This window comes from Pseudomonas sp. GW821-FHT01E05, assembly GCF_059422425.1.
In genome coordinates, this window is the sequence record NZ_JBWKWW010000007.1 from 25,338 (window position 1) to 44,573 (window position 19,236).

Genomic DNA, 19,236 nt, shown 5'->3' on the forward strand with positions numbered 1-19,236 from the left:
ATCTGCCAGGAACCTCTGGCAGGCAAATCAGTGGAGTGATTTACCTGCCACCAGACCCCGAGCGGCCAGGTTGCCCATCAATGCACGCAGGCCAAACGTCCAGGGTGTGGCTTCATTGCTGTAGGTGACGCGATTGTGAAGCGTGCCCAACAACGGGCTCCCGATGCTAACGCTATCGCCCGGCTTGTGAGTGAAGCCACTGCCCGGCTCTTCACGGTCTTGTGTCGGGGCGAACAGCGTGCCGAGAAACAGCATGAAACCGTCCGGGTACTGGTGATCGCTGCCCACAGTCTGCGCGACCAACTCAAGCGGGTCGCGACTGATCTGCTCCATCGAACTGCTGCCGCACATGATAAAACCGTCATCACCCTCAACGACCAGATCGACCACGCAGCGGCGCACATCATCCAGAGAAAAGCCTTCGTCGAACAGGCGAATAAACGGGCCGATCGCACATGACGCATTGTTGTCCTTGGCTTTGCTCAACAGCAATGCGCTACGGCCTTCGAAGTCGCGCAGATTGACGTCGTTGCCCAAGGTTACGCCTTGTATCCGACCACGGCTGTTTACCGCCAGGACTATTTCCGGCTCAGGGTTGTTCCATTTCGATTTGGGATGAATACCCACCTCATTACCGCTGCCGACGGAAGCGAGGACGGGGGCCTTGGTGAATATCTCGGCATCAGGGCCGATGCCGACTTCCAGGTATTGTGACCAAAGCCCCTGCTCGATCAACAAGGCCTTCAGCCGGGCGGCTTCGGTTGAACCCGGTTTGATCGAACTCAGGTTGTCGCCAATAGCCGCTTTGACGAGGCTGCGTACACTCTCGGCCTTGACTGCATCACCGCCCGCCTGCTCTTCAATCACGCGTTCAATCATGCTGGCGGCGAATGTCACACCGGCAGCCTTGATCACCTGCAGGTCAGCCGGCGGCAACAGAAAAGCCTTGGCGGGATCGGACCCGGGGCCCGTATTGGCCAACAATGCCTCAAGACTCCCGATGTATTCACCGCGAATGCTACGAACAGCCTCAAGCGGTGAAGCACTTTCCAGCAGATCACTCAATGTCGGGAACACCTTCGACAAATCAAACACACCGTCGGCGCGCAGCACTACCGGCGAGGGGCCAGCGGCCTCCCCCGGCACCCAGGCACGACCGATCAGAGTGCCTTCCAGCCCATCGATCGGCAGGGTGTTTTTACAGGTCAATTTCAGATGGGGCATATATAGGTCCAGGTCAATTCGATGACGACCCGGCAAAACTAGTGGACTTGTCTGATAAATCCCAATGACATATTTTCAGTGTTTGATATCGTTTCGTTATCAACCAGATCGAGCCTCTTTATGGAAAACGACGAGATTTCATTCGCCAGCGTGAGCAAATGGCTGAAGATCAAGCATTTGATATTGGTCGACACTTTGGCCAAGACCCGCAACATGCACACCACTGCCGAACTGATGAATCTGACACAGCCAGCCATCAGCAAGATGTTGCGCGACGTCGAGCTGTTACTCGGTTTTGCGTTGTTCGAACGGCAAACCCGCAGCATGGCCCTGACCGAACTTGGCGAGTTCGTGGTCCGCTATGCCCGGATGACGCTCGACGACACGCAGTCATTCGTCGATCAGCTCAATAAATTGCGCAAAGGTGGACATGGTCATTTGAAAGTCGGCGCGATTTTCGCCGCGACCTCGGTCGTGCTGCCCGAGGCGATCACCCGGATCAAGCTGGACCGCCCCATGCTGTCCATCGAAGTGATTGAGCAAACCAGCAATCAACTGCTGGAAATGCTTGAGCACAAGAAGCTCGATTTGATCATTGCCCGCTTCACGGATGAGCGTTATCAGCAACCGTTCGACTTCCGTGCACTCGGACCTGAACCCTTTTGCCTGGTGGTCAACAGTCGCCATCCCCTCGCGCAGTTCGACGAAGTGGCTACCGAGCAACTGAGCGATTGGCCCTGGGTGATGTACCCCTTCAATGCGCCCATACGGCGCCGGATGGAAAGCGCCTTCACCGAATTCAACATGCGCACGCCCACCAACACCGTCGAAACCATCTCGATGCCCACCTTCCTGCAACTCCTGCAATCGGGGCCGATGCTCGCGATGTTGCCCGAATCCATGGTGCAGTCGCAGGTTCAGAGTGGCTTGCTTAAAGTGCTCAACACTCCGTTCAAGGTCGAACCTCAGGACTACGGCATCATCACGCGCAAGGATGAACCACTGACCGAAGCGGCCCGCGAATTCGCCGACACCTTGCTGGAATTCGCCAGGCTGCGACGGGAAACTGCCGATCACTGAGGACTTTTTTTGTCAATAACGGCAAATAAGATGAGAAAAAGTTATCGATCAATCCAAAGGTCTCATTAGGCAGCAGCATCCGGGGGCTCTTATAGTGCAGCAACAAAGGCATGGCGCGGCCTGTTGGCCAGCGACCTCCCACGTCTCATAGCCAGAGAGTTTCCGATGGAATTGATCATGAAAACCGGTGCAGCCGCCGTCCTGCGCCTCAATCCTCTGGACGATGTGCTGATCGCCCGTCGGCCGTTGGTACCGGGTGAAGTCCTCGAACAGGAAGGCATGACCGTACGTCAACCTGTACCCGCCGGTCACAAGATCGCCGCACGTCGCATTGATGCAGGCCAGGCCCTGCGTCGCTATGGGCAGATCATCGGTTTTTCCACCGAGGTTATCGAGGCCGGTGACCACGTGCATGTGCACAACCTGACCATGGGCGATTTCGCCCGTGATTATGCGTTCAGCCTCGATGTGAAACCCGACAAGCCCTTGAACAGCGAGCCTGTGTTCATGGGGATCGTGCGCCCGGACGGTCGCGTGGCTACCCGAAACTATATCGGCATCCTGACCTCTGTGAATTGCTCGGCCACCGTCGCCCGCGCCATAGCCGACCACTTCCGACGGGACATTAACCCCGGCGCATTGCTGGCATACCCCAACGTCGATGGCGTGGTCGCCCTGACCCACTCCGCCGGTTGCGCCGTAGACCCCGCCGGCGAAGGCCTGGCGTTGCTGCGCCGTACATTGGCGGGCTACGCGACCCATGCCAACTTCGCCGCTGTGCTGGTGATCGGGCTGGGCTGCGAAACCAACCAGATCGAAGGGCTGCTCAGCACCCAGGGTCTGAGCCGCAGCGATACACTGCGCACTTTCAGCATCCAGGACAGCGGCGGCACATCCAAAGCGGTCGCCAGCGGCATCGCTCAGGTCAAGGCGTTGCTTGAGGAGGCTAACCAGGTCAAACGTGAACTCGTCAGTGCCAGGCACCTGATCATTGGCCTGCAATGCGGTGGCTCGGATGGTTATTCCGGCATCACCGCCAACCCTGCGCTGGGTAATGCGGTGGACCGACTGGTCGCCTGTGGCGGCACGGCAATCCTTTCTGAAACGCCGGAAATCTATGGCGCCGAACACCTGCTGACCCGCCGGGCAGTCAACCGCGCAGTGGGCGAAAAACTCATTGCACGGATTCATTGGTGGGAGGCGTATTGCGAGCGCATGGGTGCAGAACTGAACAACAACCCTTCGGCCGGCAACAAGGTCGGAGGCTTGACCACCATCCTGGAGAAGTCACTGGGTGCTGTCGCTAAAGCAGGGTCCGGCAACCTGGTCGATGTTTATGAATATGCCCAGACAGTCAGCGCCAAAGGCCTGGTGTTCATGGACACCCCCGGCTATGACCCGGTATCGGCCACAGGCCAGGTCGCCGGTGGCGCCAATCTGATTGCCTTCACCACCGGACGTGGCTCGGCCTACGGTTGCGCCCCCTCCCCATCGATCAAGCTGGCAACCAATACCGCGTTGTGGAACCGCCAACGCGAAGACATGGACATCAACTGCGGCGAGATCGCTGAAGACACCATGACCATCGAAGAATGCGGTGAAGCCATCTTCAAACTCATGCTGCGCATCGCTTCGGGTGAACGCAGCATGAGCGAGCAGCACGGTTACGGGCAGAACGAATTCGTGCCCTGGCAGATCGGCGCCGTTACCTGAATCCCTGCCCTCCTCCCCTATAGCCCTGAAATCCCCGCAAGGGGATTCGAACATCCTTTTCTGGAGCCAGAAATGTCCACGATTATCGGCCACAACTACATCGGTGGTCAGCGCAGCGCTACTGGCACTGTCATCGTCAACAGCGTTGATGCCAACACCGGCGATAACCTGCCTTACAGTTTCCACCAGGCCACCCTTGAAGAAGTCGACGCCGCTGCCAATTTTGCCGCTGCCGCTTACCCGGCGTATCGCAGCCTGAGCGCCGAACGTCGCGCGCAGTTTCTCGATGCCATTGCCGATGAGCTGGATGCATTGGGCGATGATTTTGTGGCGCTGGTCAGCCGCGAAACCGCGCTGCCCGCCGCCCGCATTCAAGGCGAGCGCGGTCGCACCAGCGGCCAGATGCGCCTGTTCGCCAAGGTCCTGCGTCGCGGGGATTTCTACGCTGCGCGGATCGATCGGGCGTTACCGGACCGCCTGCCGTTGCCGCGTCCGGACCTGCGCCAGTACCGCATCGGCCTCGGCCCGGTTGCGGTGTTTGGTGCGAGCAACTTTCCCTTGGCGTTTTCCACCGCCGGTGGCGACACCGCCTCGGCATTGGCGGCTGGCTGCCCGGTGGTGTTCAAGGCCCACAGTGGCCACATGGCCACGGCCGAACTCGTTGCCGATGCGATCATCCGCGCCGCGGAAAGAACCGGGATGCCGGCCGGCGTGTTCAACATGATCTACGGCGGTGGCGTCGGTGAAGCGTTGGTCAAGCATCCGGCGATTCAGGCGGTCGGTTTTACCGGTTCGCTCAAAGGCGGACGGGCATTGTGCGACATGGCTGCAGCCCGTCTTCAACCCATCCCGGTGTTCGCAGAGATGTCAAGCATCAACCCGGTGATCGTGCTGCCGCAGGCGTTGCAAGCGCGGTCAGAATCGGTCGCCCGTGACCTGACCGCTTCGGTGGTTCAGGGCTGCGGCCAGTTCTGCACCAACCCCGGTTTGGTGATCGGCATTCGCTCACCGCAGTTCAGTGCGTTCGTGCAGCAGGTCGCGGTTTTCATCGGCGATCAGCCGGCGCAAACCATGCTCAATGCCGGGACGCTGAGCAGCTATGGCAAGGGCCTGCAAAAACTCCTCGCACATCCGGGCATCGAGCATCTGGCCGGCCAGGCGCAACAGGGCAACCAGGCCCAGCCGCAGTTGTTCAAAGCCGATGTCAGCCTGTTGATCGAGGGCGATGAAGTGCTGCAGGAAGAAGTCTTCGGACCGACCACGGTGTTTGTCGAAGTGGCGGATCAGGTGCAATTGAGTGCCGCACTGCAGGGCCTGCATGGGCAGCTGACGGCGACGATCATAGGCGAATCGGCAGACTTCGAACAGTTCGGTGAGCTGACGGCGCTGCTGGAACAGAAGGTCGGACGGATCCTGCTTAACGGCTATCCAACCGGTGTGGAGGTGTGTGATTCGATGGTCCACGGCGGGCCGTATCCGGCGACGTCCGATGCGCGCGGTACATCGGTGGGCACGCTGGCCATCGATCGCTTCCTGCGCCCGGTGTGCTTCCAGAACTACCCCGATAGACTGTTGCCGGAGCCATTGAAGAACGCCAATCCACTACGCATTCAGCGGCTGGTGGACGGCCAGCCCTCCCGCGACGCCCTCTGACGGTCGAGCAGTGTCCTCTGCAGGAGCAAGCTTGCTTGCGATGATGGCGGCATCCATGTGTCTGTCACGCCGCTATCGCAAGCAAGCTTGCTACAACCTGGAAGGCACCAACGGCGGGCTGATCAGCTTCGGTGGCTGCATTGTTCTGCGAGACCCTCAGGGCAAGGTCATAGGCGGACTCGGGATTTCGGGCGCAACGGTCGAGGCGGATCAGGACTTTACGCTGCGAGCAGGACGGCCATAAGCCTGGCCACAATGAAATTCACACAGCTACCAATTTGAGGATTGACTCATGCAGCCGTCTACAAAAAAACTCGGCCGACAGGGCTCTCACTGCGCTGGAAACATCGCGATGAGTTTGTGATCTCCACAGGTCAGGCGCATTCTCAAGGCCAAGCCGCACTCGCAAATCGACTTCAGTCCCTGGAGCAACGCAGCCCCAAACAAATGACTACAAAAGTCGTGCTTTCACTGCTCAATGCCTGCGTATCTAATGTGCTGCCGAACCAACGCCAACTCACATTTTGAAGTTAGCGATGAGCGCATGAAGTTTGCGCGTCATCCCGACGACCTCATTGCTGATTTTCACCGTGCTATCCGCTTGACTCGCGGTGCTCTCACTCAGATTTTTAATCTCAAAAGTATTTTGCTCAATGCCCTGTACAACACAGGCGTGCTGTACTGTGGCTGAGGCAATCTGGATATTGTGATCGATGATTTGATCCATGCCGCAGGTAATGTCGTCAAAGAACCCGGCCGCTCGAGATACCTCCTCAACCGCCGCGGATGCATTCGCATGGCAGCTACGGATGGACATTTTCAAGGACGGTCATATGTGCAAAGGCGTTCCATTGCTGGAACACGAATACCCAAATGGCTAACAACATTCCTCTGAGCCGTTTGGACGCGGCGAATAAAGTTAGTGAAATCGTACAGCGGAGCAGTTTACCGGGCATTGGCTCAAGGAATCTGCAGCGATTTTCGCAAGCTACTGGAGCGTTCGGTTGAAGATGATCTACTTGACAAGGAGGTACAACAGCACCGGAGTGTAACGACCGAGGGGCGTCTTGCCGGGCTTCGAGGGATTTCGGCCGAGGACTGCAAGCTGATCGATCATCTAATGACAAAGTACAGTTGCTTTAAACACACCAACAGCGCTTCCCTCAGTAGCTGTTGAAGGGGCTTTGGTTAGCATTTGTACATTTGTAATCACGGTCGACTCACCACTAGATAACTGCCCTTTTCAGGGCAGTTATCATGGGAGATTTATATTGAAAGGGCTAGCTACCACTTATACGTGGTTTCCACGTCTAGGCTTTGGGCGTGGAGTTACTCAATACCTGCAACATCCACAGATCGTTGTGCATCGCGGCGACAACTTGCATGCCAATGGGAAGCCCGTTCACATGACCTGCGGGAAGATTAATAGCGGGCAGCCCCGTGAGGTTCCAAGCGATGGCCAGGCTCAACACCGCATCTCGCACGCTCGCTACTGCTCCGTTTATTTTAATATCACGCTGGTTCAGTTCGGGGGCAGTGATCGGAAGCGTTGGCATTACGAGCAAATCGTACTTACAGAACATCTCTGCCATTTTCTGCATAAGCGCCTCACGGGTTTTCATAGCGCTAACATACTCCCAGCCTCGCACGTCAGCCGACATTTCCAACCGCTCAAAGACCTCTTTCTCAAAAAGCTGAGGGTGGTCAGCGACACGCTGGGAATGTACTTCATACACTTCGGAACGTTGGATCGCGGCCATTGCCACCTTTAGGCCAGGCATAAGCTCTTCGAACCCACTTACCGTTTCCAAGCGACCGCCAAAGTGCTTTTCAGCGTTCAACTTAATCGTAGCGTTGATTAGCGCATCAACGGGGGCAAACGCCAGGGCATCAATCCAGCCAATACGTGGAGAGGCAACAGTGGAATTGTCCAATTGAGAATGTCCGCTGAGGGCTGCAAAAAGCAGTGCCGCGTCTTCCACATTGTTGGCAATAGGTCCGACATGGTCCAGAGTCTTGGACAGAGGGAAAACGCCACCTGCGGGTACAACGTCATAGCTAGGTTTGAATCCAACAGCACCACACATGGCTGTTGGAATCCTGATGGAGCCACCAGTATCTGTACCAATTGCCAGGGGTACCAGACCCGCCGACACCGCAGCTGCGCTTCCTGCGCTTGACCCACCCGTCATGCGTGAAATGTCCCAAGGGTTACATGAAGCACCTTGCAAAGATCGGTCACCTGTCGGGCCGTAAGCAAATTCATGCGTCAATGTTTTGCCGAGAATTACGGCACCTGCCTCTCGTAACCGTTTGACACAGATAGCATCCTCGTCTGGGCGGTGATCAGCGAAATGAGCTGAGCCATAAGTGGTTGGCATGTCAAAAGTATCGATATTGTCCTTAATCGCTACGGGTATACCGTGCAATGGCCCAGCATCTTGACCCGCCGCCAAGGCTAAATCAGCTCGTACCGCTTGTTCGAGCGCCCCTTGCGTGTTGACGTGTACAAATGCATTAAGCATTGGATTAAGTCGAGCGATGCTCTCCAGCGCTGCCTGCGTCAACTGCAAAGACGTAAGCTGGCCGTTGCGCAGGCGTCTACCGAGATCAACGACCGAGGTTCCGAAAAAATAGCCGGCAGAGTGAGGGAGTATGGATTGCATTTTTAATTTACTCTGTGATTATGCGGGAAACTATTGGGCTTACTTGGCGAACTCCAGGACGTACGAGCAACATGGCGGTCATACCAATAGTTGTTGCCACGGCCGCTGCGCTGAACATGGCGGAGTAACCGTAAGAAACAGTCAAATAGCCAGTTAACATGGGTGCAATGAAAGATGCCGTGTTGGCGATAAAGTGGGTCAAGCCACTATAGGTGCCAACGCGATTAGTGGGCGAGCTATCAATGACGACAGCCCAGTAGACCGAGTTTGGCAAAGCGTTAAATGCATTACCGAGGGTCATTAAGGCGATGACACCAAATACGCTATGAACTTGGGAAACCATAACGAAGCATGCTGTTGTGAGCATAAGGCAGCCAGCAGCAAGGAAGCTGCGGGCGATAACCAGACTTCCGGTACGATGAAGTAACCAATCGGAGAGCTTTCCGCCTAGAAGGACAGTGAAGCAGGCGCCTACCCATGGAATCATCCCCATATACCAAAGTGAGGACATGTTGTAATGAAACTCATCTTGCAGGTATTTCGGGGTCCAACTCAGCAGCAGAAATGTCACGTAGACGAACGAGAAGTAACCAATCGCATTCAGGATCAAGTTTTTATTTTGAAAGAAGCTCCACCACGGCAACGTCGGTGTCAACTTGTCATTAGCCTCTTGCCGCGTACCACGTTCCTGGCGAAGGTAGTCACGCTCTGCCTGGCTGACCCGTGGATTTTCATCGGGGTGGTCGGTAAAGCGACGCATGAAAAAGACCAGAAGGACCAGGCTCGCTACCCCGAGTATGACGAACATGCTGCGCCAGTCGCCGGTCAGCGTCTGTAGGCCCACCGCAATGGGTGCAGTCAGCAGTGCTCCCAGCGGTGTGCTGAGCAGTCCAACCGCCACTACAAAACCGCGCTCCTTGGGCGTTGCCCAGTTCCCTATACTTTTGTTGATCACTGAGTAGGCAGGGCCCTCGCAAAAGCCAAACAGGACTCGAATGGTGGCAAAGCCAGCCAGAGCAGATCCCCCCATTACGGCCAAACCAAGATCTCCAGCAAATGCGGTGGCGATCTCAAACAGCGACCATGCTCCACCGGCAACGAGCCAAATCCGCTTTGGCCCGAAACGGTCAGCCAAGATCCCACCACACAAAGCGCCGACGATGTATCCGTATCCGAAATATCCCAGCAGAGTGCCCCAGTCCGACTTATTGAAGGCGTACTCGGGAAGGATGCTGGCTGCTGCGTAAGAGATGGCCCCGCGGTCGATGTAGTTGAAGAGAGCCATCAGCATGATCATGAAAAAAATGCGATAGCGGTAACGGTTAGGGGGTTGACGGTTCATTGGCGCTCCCAGGATTAGGTAACGGCAGATGTCAAAGCCGGCTGATGCAGCTGGCGGACAAGCTGGTTTGTTATTTTTATGGCTAACCCAAACGTTTGGGTGCTGGCGAATCTAGCAGTGAAAATTTGCCTAGTCAAACGTTTGGGTAAGCTGATTTCTTGCCTTTTCGGTCAGATTGCGGTAGAAAGCGAGCATATTCCTTGGCTGATACCGACCCTATGCTTGACCGCTCAAAACCGCCCACCTTGAAGTCCATGGCTGCTGAGCTAGGTATCCATGTCTCGACCTTATCCAGGGTTCTCAATAGCGATTCGGACGCCGCCAGCAAGGCAGCATCGCCAGAGGTCGTCGCACGCATTCGCTCGCTGGCGCTGGAGCGGAACTACAGGCCAAACGTCCAGGCCACGGCGCTTCGTACCCGACGTAGTCTGGAAGTCGGTGTGTTGATGCCGCGCATATCCGATCTGGTTATGGCGACTTTTTACGAGGGGATCGATACGGCTGCCGATGTGGCGGGTTATGTGACGTTCGTTTCGAATACTCGAGATGAACCCCTCAGACAACAAGCGTTGGCAGAAAGAACCTTACGGCGGCAGGTGGCGGGGTTGATCATTGGTGATTCACACTTGGGTGACAGTCAACCGTTACTGTGCCACTTGGCCGACCGCAAAGTGCCATATGTACTGATTAGCCGCCGCCAGCCAGGCCATCCAAGTGTGACATGCGATGACTTTCTCGGCGGGAGATTAGCGGCAGAGCATTTGTTTCAAGTGGGGTGTCGGGAGGTCGCGATATTGGCGGGGGAAACCTTTGCCTCCACTGGCGCAGACCGGGCGAGCGGTTTTGTAGATTATTTTCGCGAGCAAGGCATCGATATCCCGCCGAGCCGTATTTTGCATGGCCGTTTCGACTCCAGAGAGGGGCATGTTCAGGGGCAGCGTCTTTTACAGGAGAATGGAAAATTAGATGGAGTATTCGCAGTAAACGACTTCCTGGCTATTGGTCTGATGGGGGCAATTCGCGAAGCAGGGCTCAACTTGGGGAGTGATATCGCTGTCGTTGGTTACAATGACACGCCGCTTGCCGCTGAATTACCTATATCCCTTACAAGCGTGCGCCTTCCTCTTCACGAAATGGGAGAAATGGCGTTTCAAGCGTTACTTGCCAGGATTGCAGGAAAAACCGTAGAACCTGTGTTAGTCCAACCTGAGCTCATCATCCGTGCAAGCTCTACTCTGTTACAGAGGCCCTAAGGAAGGTCTGAAATACCCAATGATTTTTATGCCCTCTCTGCTTTGTGCGTTATAGCCCCCTCCTACAACCCAGCCACCGGGCGGTGTGACAAGTTTTGGTGTCGAGATTCTCGGCCAGGGCAGTCACATTGAAACCGACGGGCGCCTTGGGCATGTCACTCCCCGACCAACCAACCGCCTTGGATACCTTTAAGGTGGGGATCAGCAATGTAGTGGGTTCAGGCAACCGGGGGGCCGGACCGACACTGGCCTGAAACGGTAGTTTGGAGGATTCACCACAAGCAGTGAGCAGCGCAGCAGTCGTTATCAAGAGCGCAAGTCGGTTAGACACATTCATTGTTCTAACCTCGCGATGGCCATCCGTGGGCCAATTATTGGACAGGCAAAATCCCGGCGAAGTATTACGGCGCAGATCAGTTTCAAACACTGCGCCTAGCGCAAATCAAATTTGCCTGAATAGCACGAATGCGGGCATCCAAAGCCGGGCACTATCGCAAACGCCCGCTTCTATCGGCCCGGAGCTTAAACAGGGTTCAATAACGCCTCTCGTAATAACCTGGCCGCCGGCGAGTCCGGCACGCCTTTGCGCGAAACCAGTTCATACGGTTCGCTACGCGAGGTTGTGGGTAGTGGCAGGGTGGCGGTGAAGCCGCAACCGGAGCAGAAGTTCGCCACGTCAGTCGACACCAGCGCCACGAGGGTCGGGTTTTCCTGCAGCAACGACAAGGTGGCAAAGGCCGATGTGGTTTCCAGCAGGTGCACTGGAAAACGCAGGTTGGCCTCATGAAATTCCCGCTCTAACAGCAAACGCATGGGCATGTTGGCGCGATAAACGACCCAGCGGTAATCCACCAAGTCCTTCAGTGCCAGTTGCCTGGCATAGGCGACAAGACGACGTCCGGTGACAACCAAAAGGAATGGGAGCGGGACATCAGCCTGGATTACGTGATTCAGTCCGGAGCTCTCAAGGGCGTCGGATTCGGCTGGCGTAACGGTGAGTCCCACAGTGAAGCGTCACGTGACCAGGATCAGAATCGACCGTTCGTCAGCTACAGCGTTCCTTTGCTTTAACAGCGTGGTCACAAGGAATTGCGCGCACTTCGAGGGGACTGGCCTGCCCTCTTTACCTCAGCGCTGACACTTAGTCAGCGCTTTATTTATGTCCGGTGGCCTGCCGGTACTTGAAACCGGTCAATGCCTTGAACTGTCGGGTGAAAGCGCTATGGTCGGTATAGCCGCACTGCAATGCGACTTCGGTGATGGGAATATCGGTATGCAGCAGACGATGCGCGTGCTCCAGGCGAACCTTTTGAATCATCTGCCGCGGAGTCAGGTGGAACACTCGCTTGCAGTATCTTTCCAGTTGCGCCGCTGAGTAGAAGCAAGCGTTATACGAAGGGTGGAATGGGCTCGATGCCTCAGCCAGGAGGCTGGAAAGCGATGACGCGAGAAGGCAGCAATCTGACCAAGATCGACTGGCTAGGACGCGTGGCTTTGCTGGCGAACTTGGTTGCTGTGCAGCTCACGCTGGTTTTCAGATTTTGGGTGAAACGCGTGAATGCGCGGTATGTAAATCGACTACCCAGCACCAGGAATGTCCTGTAAGGGGTTGCTGACGCAGAATGCGTTCGATTTATACGTCTACTTCTACCTTGTCGCCCTTCCCTCGCGGCTCACCTACCCGAACCCATTCTGAGATAAGTAAATGCCCCGCGCGGGTTACTACGTCGGTGACCTGAGTGAGTAGCATTGAAATATCAAGGTTGTGCATGGGGGACCTCGATGCCGAAAGGAGTTTGCGTCGTAAATTCGTTATGTTCGCATCGCACACCTTCGTAAAAGAAAATCGGTTTCACGCTCTCAAGATGGGCGGCTGTCGCGACCACCTTGCCCCCGCAGTTTCTTTCTAATACGGATCAAGGACTTGTAGCTCATTCTGCACGTGATCTAGAAAGGTCCCGATATCGGCTGAGCTTTCCTTTCGCATATAGCACGCCGCCACCAAGGTAACCGGATGAACTCCCGGTACTGAACACAGTTCCTCTAGCTTCTCAAGCGTTGGGTGGGCGCCGAAGGTCTGAGCCATTACGCAAAATGGCTCGCCGGCGCGTCGGAACTGACGATGCCGAGAGAGTTCGCATAAGCACATGCTGACTCCAGATGCTCAAGAGGGATCTGCTCCTTGCGCACATCACGCTTCAGCGCGGTCACGGCCCTGAGCCTTGTCGCAAAGTCTCGTCGTTCTTCCAAATTGCGTTGTACGTAGAGGTGAGTTGCTGGGCCAGTGGCTTCAGCCCACTCCAGCAAGGCTGGCAGTTGAGAGCCCTGAAACTGGTGGTGATTGGCTGCTAAATGCTCTCGCAGGGTGCTGATACCAGGCGTAGGATCGATACGATGACTGCTAATCACGCGTCGTTGGAAGGTCACTTCCAACCAATCGGCATTCACGCGCAAACGCAAGACATATACCGCTGCACTGTAAGGCCGCGCGCCCCTTCGCAGTACAAGGGCCGTGTTCTCACAACAACAAAAGCGAGGTGAAAGCATGTCTGGTAATCGTGGTGTCGTGTATCTCGGCGCAGGCAAGGTCGAGGTGCAGACCATCCCCTATCCGAAAATGGAAGACCCGCGCGGCAAGCGCATCGACCATGGCGTGATCCTACGCGTGGTTTCAACCAATATCTGCGGCTCCGACCAACATATGGTGCGTGGCCGGACCACGGCCCAGGTCGGGCTGGTGCTTGGCCATGAGATCACCGGTGAGGTGATCGAGAAGGGCCGAGACGTGGAAAACGTGCAGATCGGTGACCTGGTCTCGGTGCCGTTCAACGTCGCCTGCGGCCGTTGTCGCAGTTGCAAGGAACAGCACACCGGCGTCTGCCTGACGGTCAACCCGGCGCGCCCCGGCGGTGCCTATGGCTATGTGGACATGGGCGATTGGGTTGGCGGCCAGGCCGAATATGTGCTGGTGCCGTATGCCGACTTCAACCTGCTGAAGCTGCCCGACCGCGACAAGGCCATGGAGAAAATCCGCGACTTGACCTGCCTCTCCGATATCCTGCCGACCGGCTACCACGGCGCGGTGACCGCCGGTGTCGGCCCTGGCAGCACGGTGTATATCGCCGGTGCCGGTCCGGTCGGAATGGCTGCCGCCGCCTCCGCCCGTCTGCTTGGTGCGGCGGTGGTGATAGTCGGCGACGTCAATCCGCTGCGTCTGGCGCATGCCAAGGCTCAGGGCTTCGAGATCGCCGACCTGACCCAGGACACTCCGCTGCACGAGCAAATTGCCAACCTGCTCGGTGAGCCGGAAGTCGATTGTGCGGTCGATGCGGTCGGTTTCGAAGCCCGTGGCCACGGCCATGACGGCGCGCAGCACGAAGCCCCGGCCGACGTGCTCAACGCGCTGATGGGCGTGGTGCGGGTCGCTGGCAATATCGGTATCCCCGGCCTGTATGTTACCGAAGACCCGGGTGCGGTCAACAAAGCCGCCAAGCATGGCAGCCTGAACATCCGTTTCGGCCTCGGCTGGGCCAAGTCCCACAGCTTCCACACCGGCCAGACCCCGACGATGAAGTACAACCGTCAGCTGATGCAGGCGATCATGTGGGACCGGATCAACATTGCCGAGGTCGTCGGCGTGCAGGTGATCAGCCTGGACGATGCGCCGCGCGGCTACCACGAGTTTGATGCCGGGGTGCCGAAGAAATTCGTCATGGATCCGCACAAGCTGTTTAGCGCGGCCTAAGGAGTAGGTTGGGAAAACGGCAGCTTTGAGCTTAATGCCAGTCAGTTAAGCTGACTGGCATTAAGCTCTGCGCCAATAGCTCATGCACAGGGTCTCCGACCGCGCGGGATCAGAGCAAGACTGGCGTATAACGCCATGCTCCGTATTGCCTTCTGCTTCGCTTAACAGCATCGGCATCCCGGATTCCTGATTACGCGGCTCAATGGCTGGCCCATCGGTTTCCCCTGTCAACGCTTCACCCTGTACCTCACGGTGCAACATGCATGACTCGGGGTCTGGTTGATTCGCCATTTCTTACCAGTATCGAACTTTCATCGACGATCCTCCGCCAGCTTTAACTGGCGCACCAAGCGTCCGGCCAACACACCTTTCATGGTTAAACCGGCGCTCACCTGTGCGGCAGCAGTTCGGTAGTCTCACTCTCCCGCTGCAGTACCCGGAAGTAATTTTCCGAAATTCGAGGAACTAATTATGCGAAACCGGGAAATTGTTCCCCGTTTCGGAAAATTACTTCCGGGTACTGCTTTCTCGAGGCGTCTGAATGACTGACTTCACCTTCCTCACCCGTCATTGGCCAGCCGGCTGCCCATGACCGGCGCTATGATTATGAACAAGTGGTTGTGTCGTTCGATGAGGTCATGCAGCGCTGCACCAGGGATTTGTACGTAACATTGCATAAGCCATGCGGTGGCCAGAATAATCCGGGAGGCGACCGTATTATCGTGACCAAGGCGGTGAGCAATACAACATATCAGGAGTCCCATCATGAGCTATGGCAAGAACAGAGCGCAGGCCCTGGATGACCTGGAGGAAGCGACAGATGACATACGCCGAACTGACAATCATGCCGAGCGCCTGGAAGCGTTGTACAAGGCTCAGGGCATGCTGTACATGCTATGGCGTATTGATTGGGTGAACAGCGAAGACTTCGAAAAACTGAAGTTAAAGCTTCTCCGGGCTGATGCGGAGGCGGTGCGGCAGATAGAGGAGAAAGTGAAGCCCGCGTGAGCGCGAATGACGAATAGAAAGGTGTTCCGCCCGGTAACGTAGATGCACTCGTAGTCTTCCGATGGCTCAACCAGCAAGCGGCGAAGCTTGTTGATTTTGAATTTAGCTTCGAGCGTCGGTTGCAGGTCTGAAAACTCTGGGCTGGCGGTGATCAGGTGTAAATTGTCGTATTGCGTTTCTACGACCCGTCCCAGGCTTCTCTTACTGGCTGGGCTCCGCCGGGCTTTCTCTCGCAGCCAAAGCTGCTTTATCTCACTGTCCATCGCTTTTTCCACTGGAGTACATCGTTACTCTTCAGCTTGGAGGCCTGCCCTGCCATCCGATCCATCAATCAACATTTGTTGTGCGTTACAGCTCCCTCCTACAACCCAGCCGCCGCCGGGCGGTAATGATTTGGGTGAAGCCCACATGAAAACGGTCACGGCCCTTTTCACCTGTCTGCTCGCTGCCAGCGTGTGCGCGGCGACGAGCACCTGTGCAAATGCTGCGTCCCCCTCGCCTTCCATACCCAGCATTACGAATGCGAATATTGCTCGCCGGAGCAATGGGAATTCCTTGCATATTCATCATCTTATTAATGATGATTCCTCGCCATCATGCCCATCAAAACACCGCCCTTATCCGGAAAAATGGTGCTTGAACGCAACGCCCTTCACCTGAAACGGATATGGGTGAAGGGCGTTGCACTAATGGTTCAGCCAAGGTGGCTCGTGCCAAATAGTACATTCGGCAAATGGGGTTTAACTGGATGCCAAAACACCATTCAACTTCGCCACTTGCGTAGCCAATACGTCCATCAGATCTGGCGACAAGCAATCATAAGGTTCCAAACCAAGCGCGCGCAGTTTTTCGCGAATTCCCTTCATGTCCTCCGGCGGTGTGCCGGTTTCGATGATCGACGAAACGAAGGCTGCAAAGCCCGGTGCAGCCCAACCTTTTTGCGGAGAAAGCTCGGTATGCACGAAGTCCAGGCCATAGAACGCGTGGTCTTTATTTTCGATGCGGCCGTACATATGTGCATGGCACTCTTTGCAGGCATGTCGTTGAATAGTCGCGCGCTCGTCGACGATGACCAGCTTCTCAGCGTTCGCGGTGACGCTGACTTTATCGCGTGGAACAACTGCAATGACCGCGAATTTCGCACCTGCGGGCTTCCAGCATTTGCTGCAGCCACAGGCGTGATTGTGCAGGGTCTGGGCGTCAATCCTGATTTCAACCTTATCGGTCGGACACAGGCATTGCAGGGTACCTCCAGAGAAGTTTGCAGCGCTTGGCTCTATTCCGTTATCCAGTGAAGGATGAAGCTTCAAGTTGCTCACGATAAACCTCCAGTATCAGGGAGTATTCGAACTGTATCTGGAGCCTGAGCTCCAGGGCACACATCAGTATTTGACAACGGTGCGGACCGATTTACCTTCATGCATCAGATTGAAGCTCTCATTGATACGTTCAAGTGGCATGGTATGAGTGACGAAGGGAGCCAGACCGATTTCGCACGTTCTGTATCAGCGCCTGTTTTAGAAGGAACACCCTCAGGGAGCGCTCTTCGACGCCGTGGGTTTTCCGACCCGCCTCTTGCGCTTGGCGACGGGAGCCCGACGAAGCTGCGTCAGTTGCTTCTCCAGCGTGTCGGCCGCCGGGCGGTGTGACAAGTTTTGAGCACTGACTTACACTGCGGATGCACCCAATGCGAACGAATGACTGTTTAACGGATCGATAGGTCCCACGGTAATCAGGGCATCACGTAATGATCTGGGTGAATCCAACATGAAAACGGTCATGGCCCTTTTCACCTGTCTGCTCGCTGTCAGCGTGTGCGCGGGGACGAGCACCTGTGCAAATGCTGCGTCCCTTTCGCGAACTTTCAAGACCAGCTTCGACTGCGCCAAGGCAAGGGCATCCGTCGAAAAGCTTATCTGTCGCGATCCCCAACTGGCCCAGATGGATATCGAACTGACGCGTCTTTATCGCCTGGCGCTCACGGATGAACATTCAGTACCGCGTCCAGACAAAGTCATGATCGACCAGCAGTTCTGGATCGAGGCCCGCAATCAGTGTGCCTCCGAGCCTGCGCCCAAGGCGTGCACGATCCGAAGTTATGCCGAGCGCGCGCACCAGCTACGCCAAGGCTCGGCGATTGTGAGAACCAAGGATCCAGACAGACTCACCGAAGGCCCCCTGGCTTTTCGTTGTACAGGGTTTAACGCGCTGATTGCCGCCACCTTCTTTAGCACGCAGCCTGGCGTCGTGTACCTGAAATGGGCGAACACCTCGATCACCCTGAGCCAGGTGCAGAGTGATTCGGGAACCCATTACACCGGCAAGGATTACCAGGGGAACTACAGCTTCTGGCAAAGCGGCAACGTGGTATTTTTCCAGAAACCAGGCTCTGGGGAAATGAGTTGTACGGCCGAGCCGGTCGGCTGATTTCTCTGGCGCAAGTACGGTATACACAATTTCCGTCAGATCGATCGTGAAGAGTGAAGTCGGCTCCGCAGTTGCAAGACTGATGCACTTAATGTCCCGGTTGAGGAACCGAGCAGATGTCGCCGCTAACAGTTGACGTCCATGACCAATCGATTTTCAGCCCATCGCACAGGCACTGGTTCCAACTGCGCGCCTTTGCAGGGTCCGTCGATGCAATGCCCGTCTTCAAAACGAAACATTGCGCTATGGTGAGCGCACATCAGGACCTTGCCGCGATACGTGCAGAATGCTTGCGGACGATAGTCCAGCGGCACCGAGAAATGTGGGCATCGGTTGATGTAGACCCACACCTGCTCGCCTTGCCGCACCGCAACCAGCCCGGCGGGATGTAGCTGCTGGTGTTCGGGCAGACCCAGGGCCAGGTAATAGGCGAACTCCGCTACCAACCGCAGGCTTGAACGATCCGCCCAGAATGGCGCACTGATCAATACCAAAACACAGATGCCCAGCAACGACAGCCCAATCATGCTGCTGGTGGTCGTCCTTTGTACGCGATAGGTGAGCGCGGGATTATTCATGGCATTCATCAGTCGACACTCGTCTTGAAGAAGCGCGCATCCTTGCCGTATAGCGTCGTGACGTTGAAACCCCAGTCAGCCTCTTGCGGCATGGGTCCCGGGAACGGCCCTACCCGACCAATCAGGTTGCTCTTGGGTTTCTTTTCCACGGCAAGGGCGAACTGGTTGAGGTTCGCGCCTTCGTCGGAGCTGAAGAAGTTTTGTTTGCTGACGTCATCCGTGCCGTTGTTGTAGCTCGCACCCACCTGGCCCCAGCCGTAGACCTTGATGCCATGTTCGCGCTCAAGGCTATCGCCGAAAATCCCGCGAACCAGCGAGCCCATCGGATCGCCCGCCGCCGAAGCCATCGAGGGAAATAAAACACCCGCACCCAGAACGGGAGCGAACAGCGTTGCTGCACATGCCCATGCACGAATACTCATACCTGCCTTCCTTATTTTTATTAGGAGCCAACCCCCCGAAAGGGCAAAAGTCCAAAAACAAGGTATGACAAGAAGGAGTCTGTCTTGATGGACCCTGGCTTGGGCTCCACTCGATCCTTGGCAGA

At 56.2% G+C, this 19,236-nt stretch carries 17 protein-coding genes and 4 pseudogenes; 9 read left to right on the plus strand and 12 right to left on the minus strand.

The window, feature by feature from the left end; genetic code table 11:
- Positions 1 to 27 precede the first annotated feature (27 nt).
- Entirely contained in the window at positions 28 to 1,224 is a 1,197-nt protein-coding gene (locus AC07W5_RS16700) for a fumarylacetoacetate hydrolase family protein (protein WP_495023849.1), read from the minus strand.
- A gap of 120 nt (positions 1,225 to 1,344) precedes the next feature.
- Between AC07W5_RS16700 and AC07W5_RS16705 the strand changes: the two genes are divergently transcribed.
- From AC07W5_RS16705 to AC07W5_RS16720, 4 genes are all read left to right on the plus strand, one after another.
- Positions 1,345 to 2,304: a LysR family transcriptional regulator gene (locus AC07W5_RS16705; protein WP_494992916.1), complete on the plus strand. Its 960-nt coding sequence runs from the start codon at positions 1,345 to 1,347 to the stop codon at positions 2,302 to 2,304.
- A gap of 165 nt (positions 2,305 to 2,469) precedes the next feature.
- A complete protein-coding gene (locus tag AC07W5_RS16710) occupies positions 2,470 to 4,017 on the plus strand; it encodes a UxaA family hydrolase (protein WP_495023850.1) in 1,548 nt (515 codons plus the stop codon).
- 72 nt (positions 4,018 to 4,089) lie between these two features.
- Entirely contained in the window at positions 4,090 to 5,670 is a 1,581-nt protein-coding gene (locus AC07W5_RS16715; protein WP_495023851.1) for an aldehyde dehydrogenase (NADP(+)), read from the plus strand.
- Between the two features lie 55 nt (positions 5,671 to 5,725).
- The gene (locus AC07W5_RS16720; RefSeq protein WP_495023852.1) at positions 5,726 to 5,914 is read left to right on the plus strand and encodes a heme-binding protein; all 189 of its coding nucleotides are present in this window, start codon (positions 5,726 to 5,728) and stop codon (positions 5,912 to 5,914) included.
- 273 nt (positions 5,915 to 6,187) lie between these two features.
- Here the strand turns inward: AC07W5_RS16720 and AC07W5_RS16725 are convergent, their stop codons facing one another.
- From AC07W5_RS16725 to AC07W5_RS16735, 3 genes are all read right to left on the minus strand, one after another.
- Positions 6,188 to 6,493 carry a hypothetical protein gene (locus AC07W5_RS16725; RefSeq protein ID WP_495023853.1) on the minus strand — a complete coding sequence of 102 codons (306 nt, stop codon included), beginning with the start codon at positions 6,491 to 6,493 and terminating at the stop codon, positions 6,188 to 6,190.
- Positions 6,494 to 6,980: 487 nt separating this feature from the next.
- Positions 6,981 to 8,336, minus strand: a complete 1,356-nt coding sequence (locus AC07W5_RS16730) for an amidase (protein ID WP_495023854.1) — start codon at positions 8,334 to 8,336, stop codon at positions 6,981 to 6,983.
- Positions 8,337 to 8,343: 7 nt separating this feature from the next.
- Positions 8,344 to 9,678, minus strand: coding sequence for an MFS transporter (locus AC07W5_RS16735; protein WP_495023855.1), 1,335 nt, complete (start codon positions 9,676 to 9,678; stop codon positions 8,344 to 8,346).
- A gap of 200 nt (positions 9,679 to 9,878) precedes the next feature.
- Here AC07W5_RS16735 and AC07W5_RS16740 point away from each other — a divergent pair, with 200 nt between their 5' ends.
- A complete protein-coding gene (locus AC07W5_RS16740) occupies positions 9,879 to 10,931 on the plus strand; it encodes a LacI family DNA-binding transcriptional regulator (RefSeq protein WP_495023856.1) in 1,053 nt (350 codons plus the stop codon).
- A gap of 522 nt (positions 10,932 to 11,453) precedes the next feature.
- Here AC07W5_RS16740 and AC07W5_RS16745 read toward each other — a convergent pair.
- Positions 11,454 to 11,843, minus strand: coding sequence for a LysR substrate-binding domain-containing protein (locus tag AC07W5_RS16745; protein ID WP_495023857.1), 390 nt, complete (start codon positions 11,841 to 11,843; stop codon positions 11,454 to 11,456).
- Here AC07W5_RS16745 and AC07W5_RS16750 point away from each other — a divergent pair.
- Positions 11,802 to 12,002: pseudogene (locus AC07W5_RS16750) on the plus strand (OprD family outer membrane porin); the annotation flags it as partial. The gene AC07W5_RS16745 and the pseudogene AC07W5_RS16750 overlap by 42 nt on opposite strands.
- An 82-nt stretch (positions 12,003 to 12,084) precedes the next feature.
- Here AC07W5_RS16750 and AC07W5_RS16755 read toward each other — a convergent pair.
- Together AC07W5_RS16755 and AC07W5_RS16760 are read right to left on the minus strand one after the other, a co-directional pair.
- Positions 12,085 to 12,306, minus strand: a pseudogene (locus AC07W5_RS16755) (helix-turn-helix transcriptional regulator); the annotation flags it as partial.
- 710 nt (positions 12,307 to 13,016) lie between these two features.
- On the minus strand, positions 13,017 to 13,391 hold the full coding sequence (locus AC07W5_RS16760; protein WP_495023858.1) for a hypothetical protein: 375 nt from the start codon (positions 13,389 to 13,391) through the stop codon (positions 13,017 to 13,019).
- 85 nt (positions 13,392 to 13,476) lie between these two features.
- On the opposite strand from AC07W5_RS16760, the gene fdhA reads away from it, so the two are divergent.
- Together fdhA and AC07W5_RS16770 are read left to right on the plus strand one after the other, a co-directional pair.
- Positions 13,477 to 14,676 carry a formaldehyde dehydrogenase, glutathione-independent gene (gene fdhA, locus AC07W5_RS16765; protein ID WP_495023859.1) on the plus strand — a complete coding sequence of 400 codons (1,200 nt, stop codon included), beginning with the start codon at positions 13,477 to 13,479 and terminating at the stop codon, positions 14,674 to 14,676.
- Positions 14,677 to 15,441: 765 nt separating this feature from the next.
- Positions 15,442 to 15,684, plus strand: coding sequence for a hypothetical protein (locus tag AC07W5_RS16770; RefSeq protein WP_494992912.1), 243 nt, complete (start codon positions 15,442 to 15,444; stop codon positions 15,682 to 15,684).
- Between the two features lie 35 nt (positions 15,685 to 15,719).
- Here AC07W5_RS16770 and AC07W5_RS16775 read toward each other — a convergent pair.
- The 3 genes and pseudogenes from AC07W5_RS16775 to AC07W5_RS16785 form a co-directional block, all read right to left on the minus strand.
- Positions 15,720 to 15,863: pseudogene (locus AC07W5_RS16775) on the minus strand (ParA family protein); the annotation flags it as partial.
- A gap of 561 nt (positions 15,864 to 16,424) precedes the next feature.
- Positions 16,425 to 17,003, minus strand: coding sequence for an S-(hydroxymethyl)glutathione synthase (gfa, locus tag AC07W5_RS16780; RefSeq protein ID WP_495023860.1), 579 nt, complete (start codon positions 17,001 to 17,003; stop codon positions 16,425 to 16,427).
- 63 nt (positions 17,004 to 17,066) lie between these two features.
- Positions 17,067 to 17,177, minus strand: a pseudogene (locus AC07W5_RS16785) (hypothetical protein); the annotation flags it as partial.
- Between the two features lie 274 nt (positions 17,178 to 17,451).
- On the opposite strand from AC07W5_RS16785, the gene AC07W5_RS16790 reads away from it, so the two are divergent.
- A complete protein-coding gene (locus AC07W5_RS16790; RefSeq protein WP_495023861.1) occupies positions 17,452 to 18,111 on the plus strand; it encodes an MliC family protein in 660 nt (219 codons plus the stop codon).
- 125 nt (positions 18,112 to 18,236) lie between these two features.
- Here AC07W5_RS16790 and AC07W5_RS16795 read toward each other — a convergent pair whose 3' ends face one another.
- Complete coding sequence (locus AC07W5_RS16795; protein WP_494993092.1) at positions 18,237 to 18,533, minus strand: Rieske (2Fe-2S) protein; 297 nt, start codon at positions 18,531 to 18,533, stop codon at positions 18,237 to 18,239.
- A gap of 164 nt (positions 18,534 to 18,697) precedes the next feature.
- Positions 18,698 to 19,111 carry a hypothetical protein gene (locus AC07W5_RS16800; RefSeq protein ID WP_495023862.1) on the minus strand — a complete coding sequence of 138 codons (414 nt, stop codon included), beginning with the start codon at positions 19,109 to 19,111 and terminating at the stop codon, positions 18,698 to 18,700.
- Between the last annotated feature and the right edge of the window lie 125 nt (positions 19,112 to 19,236).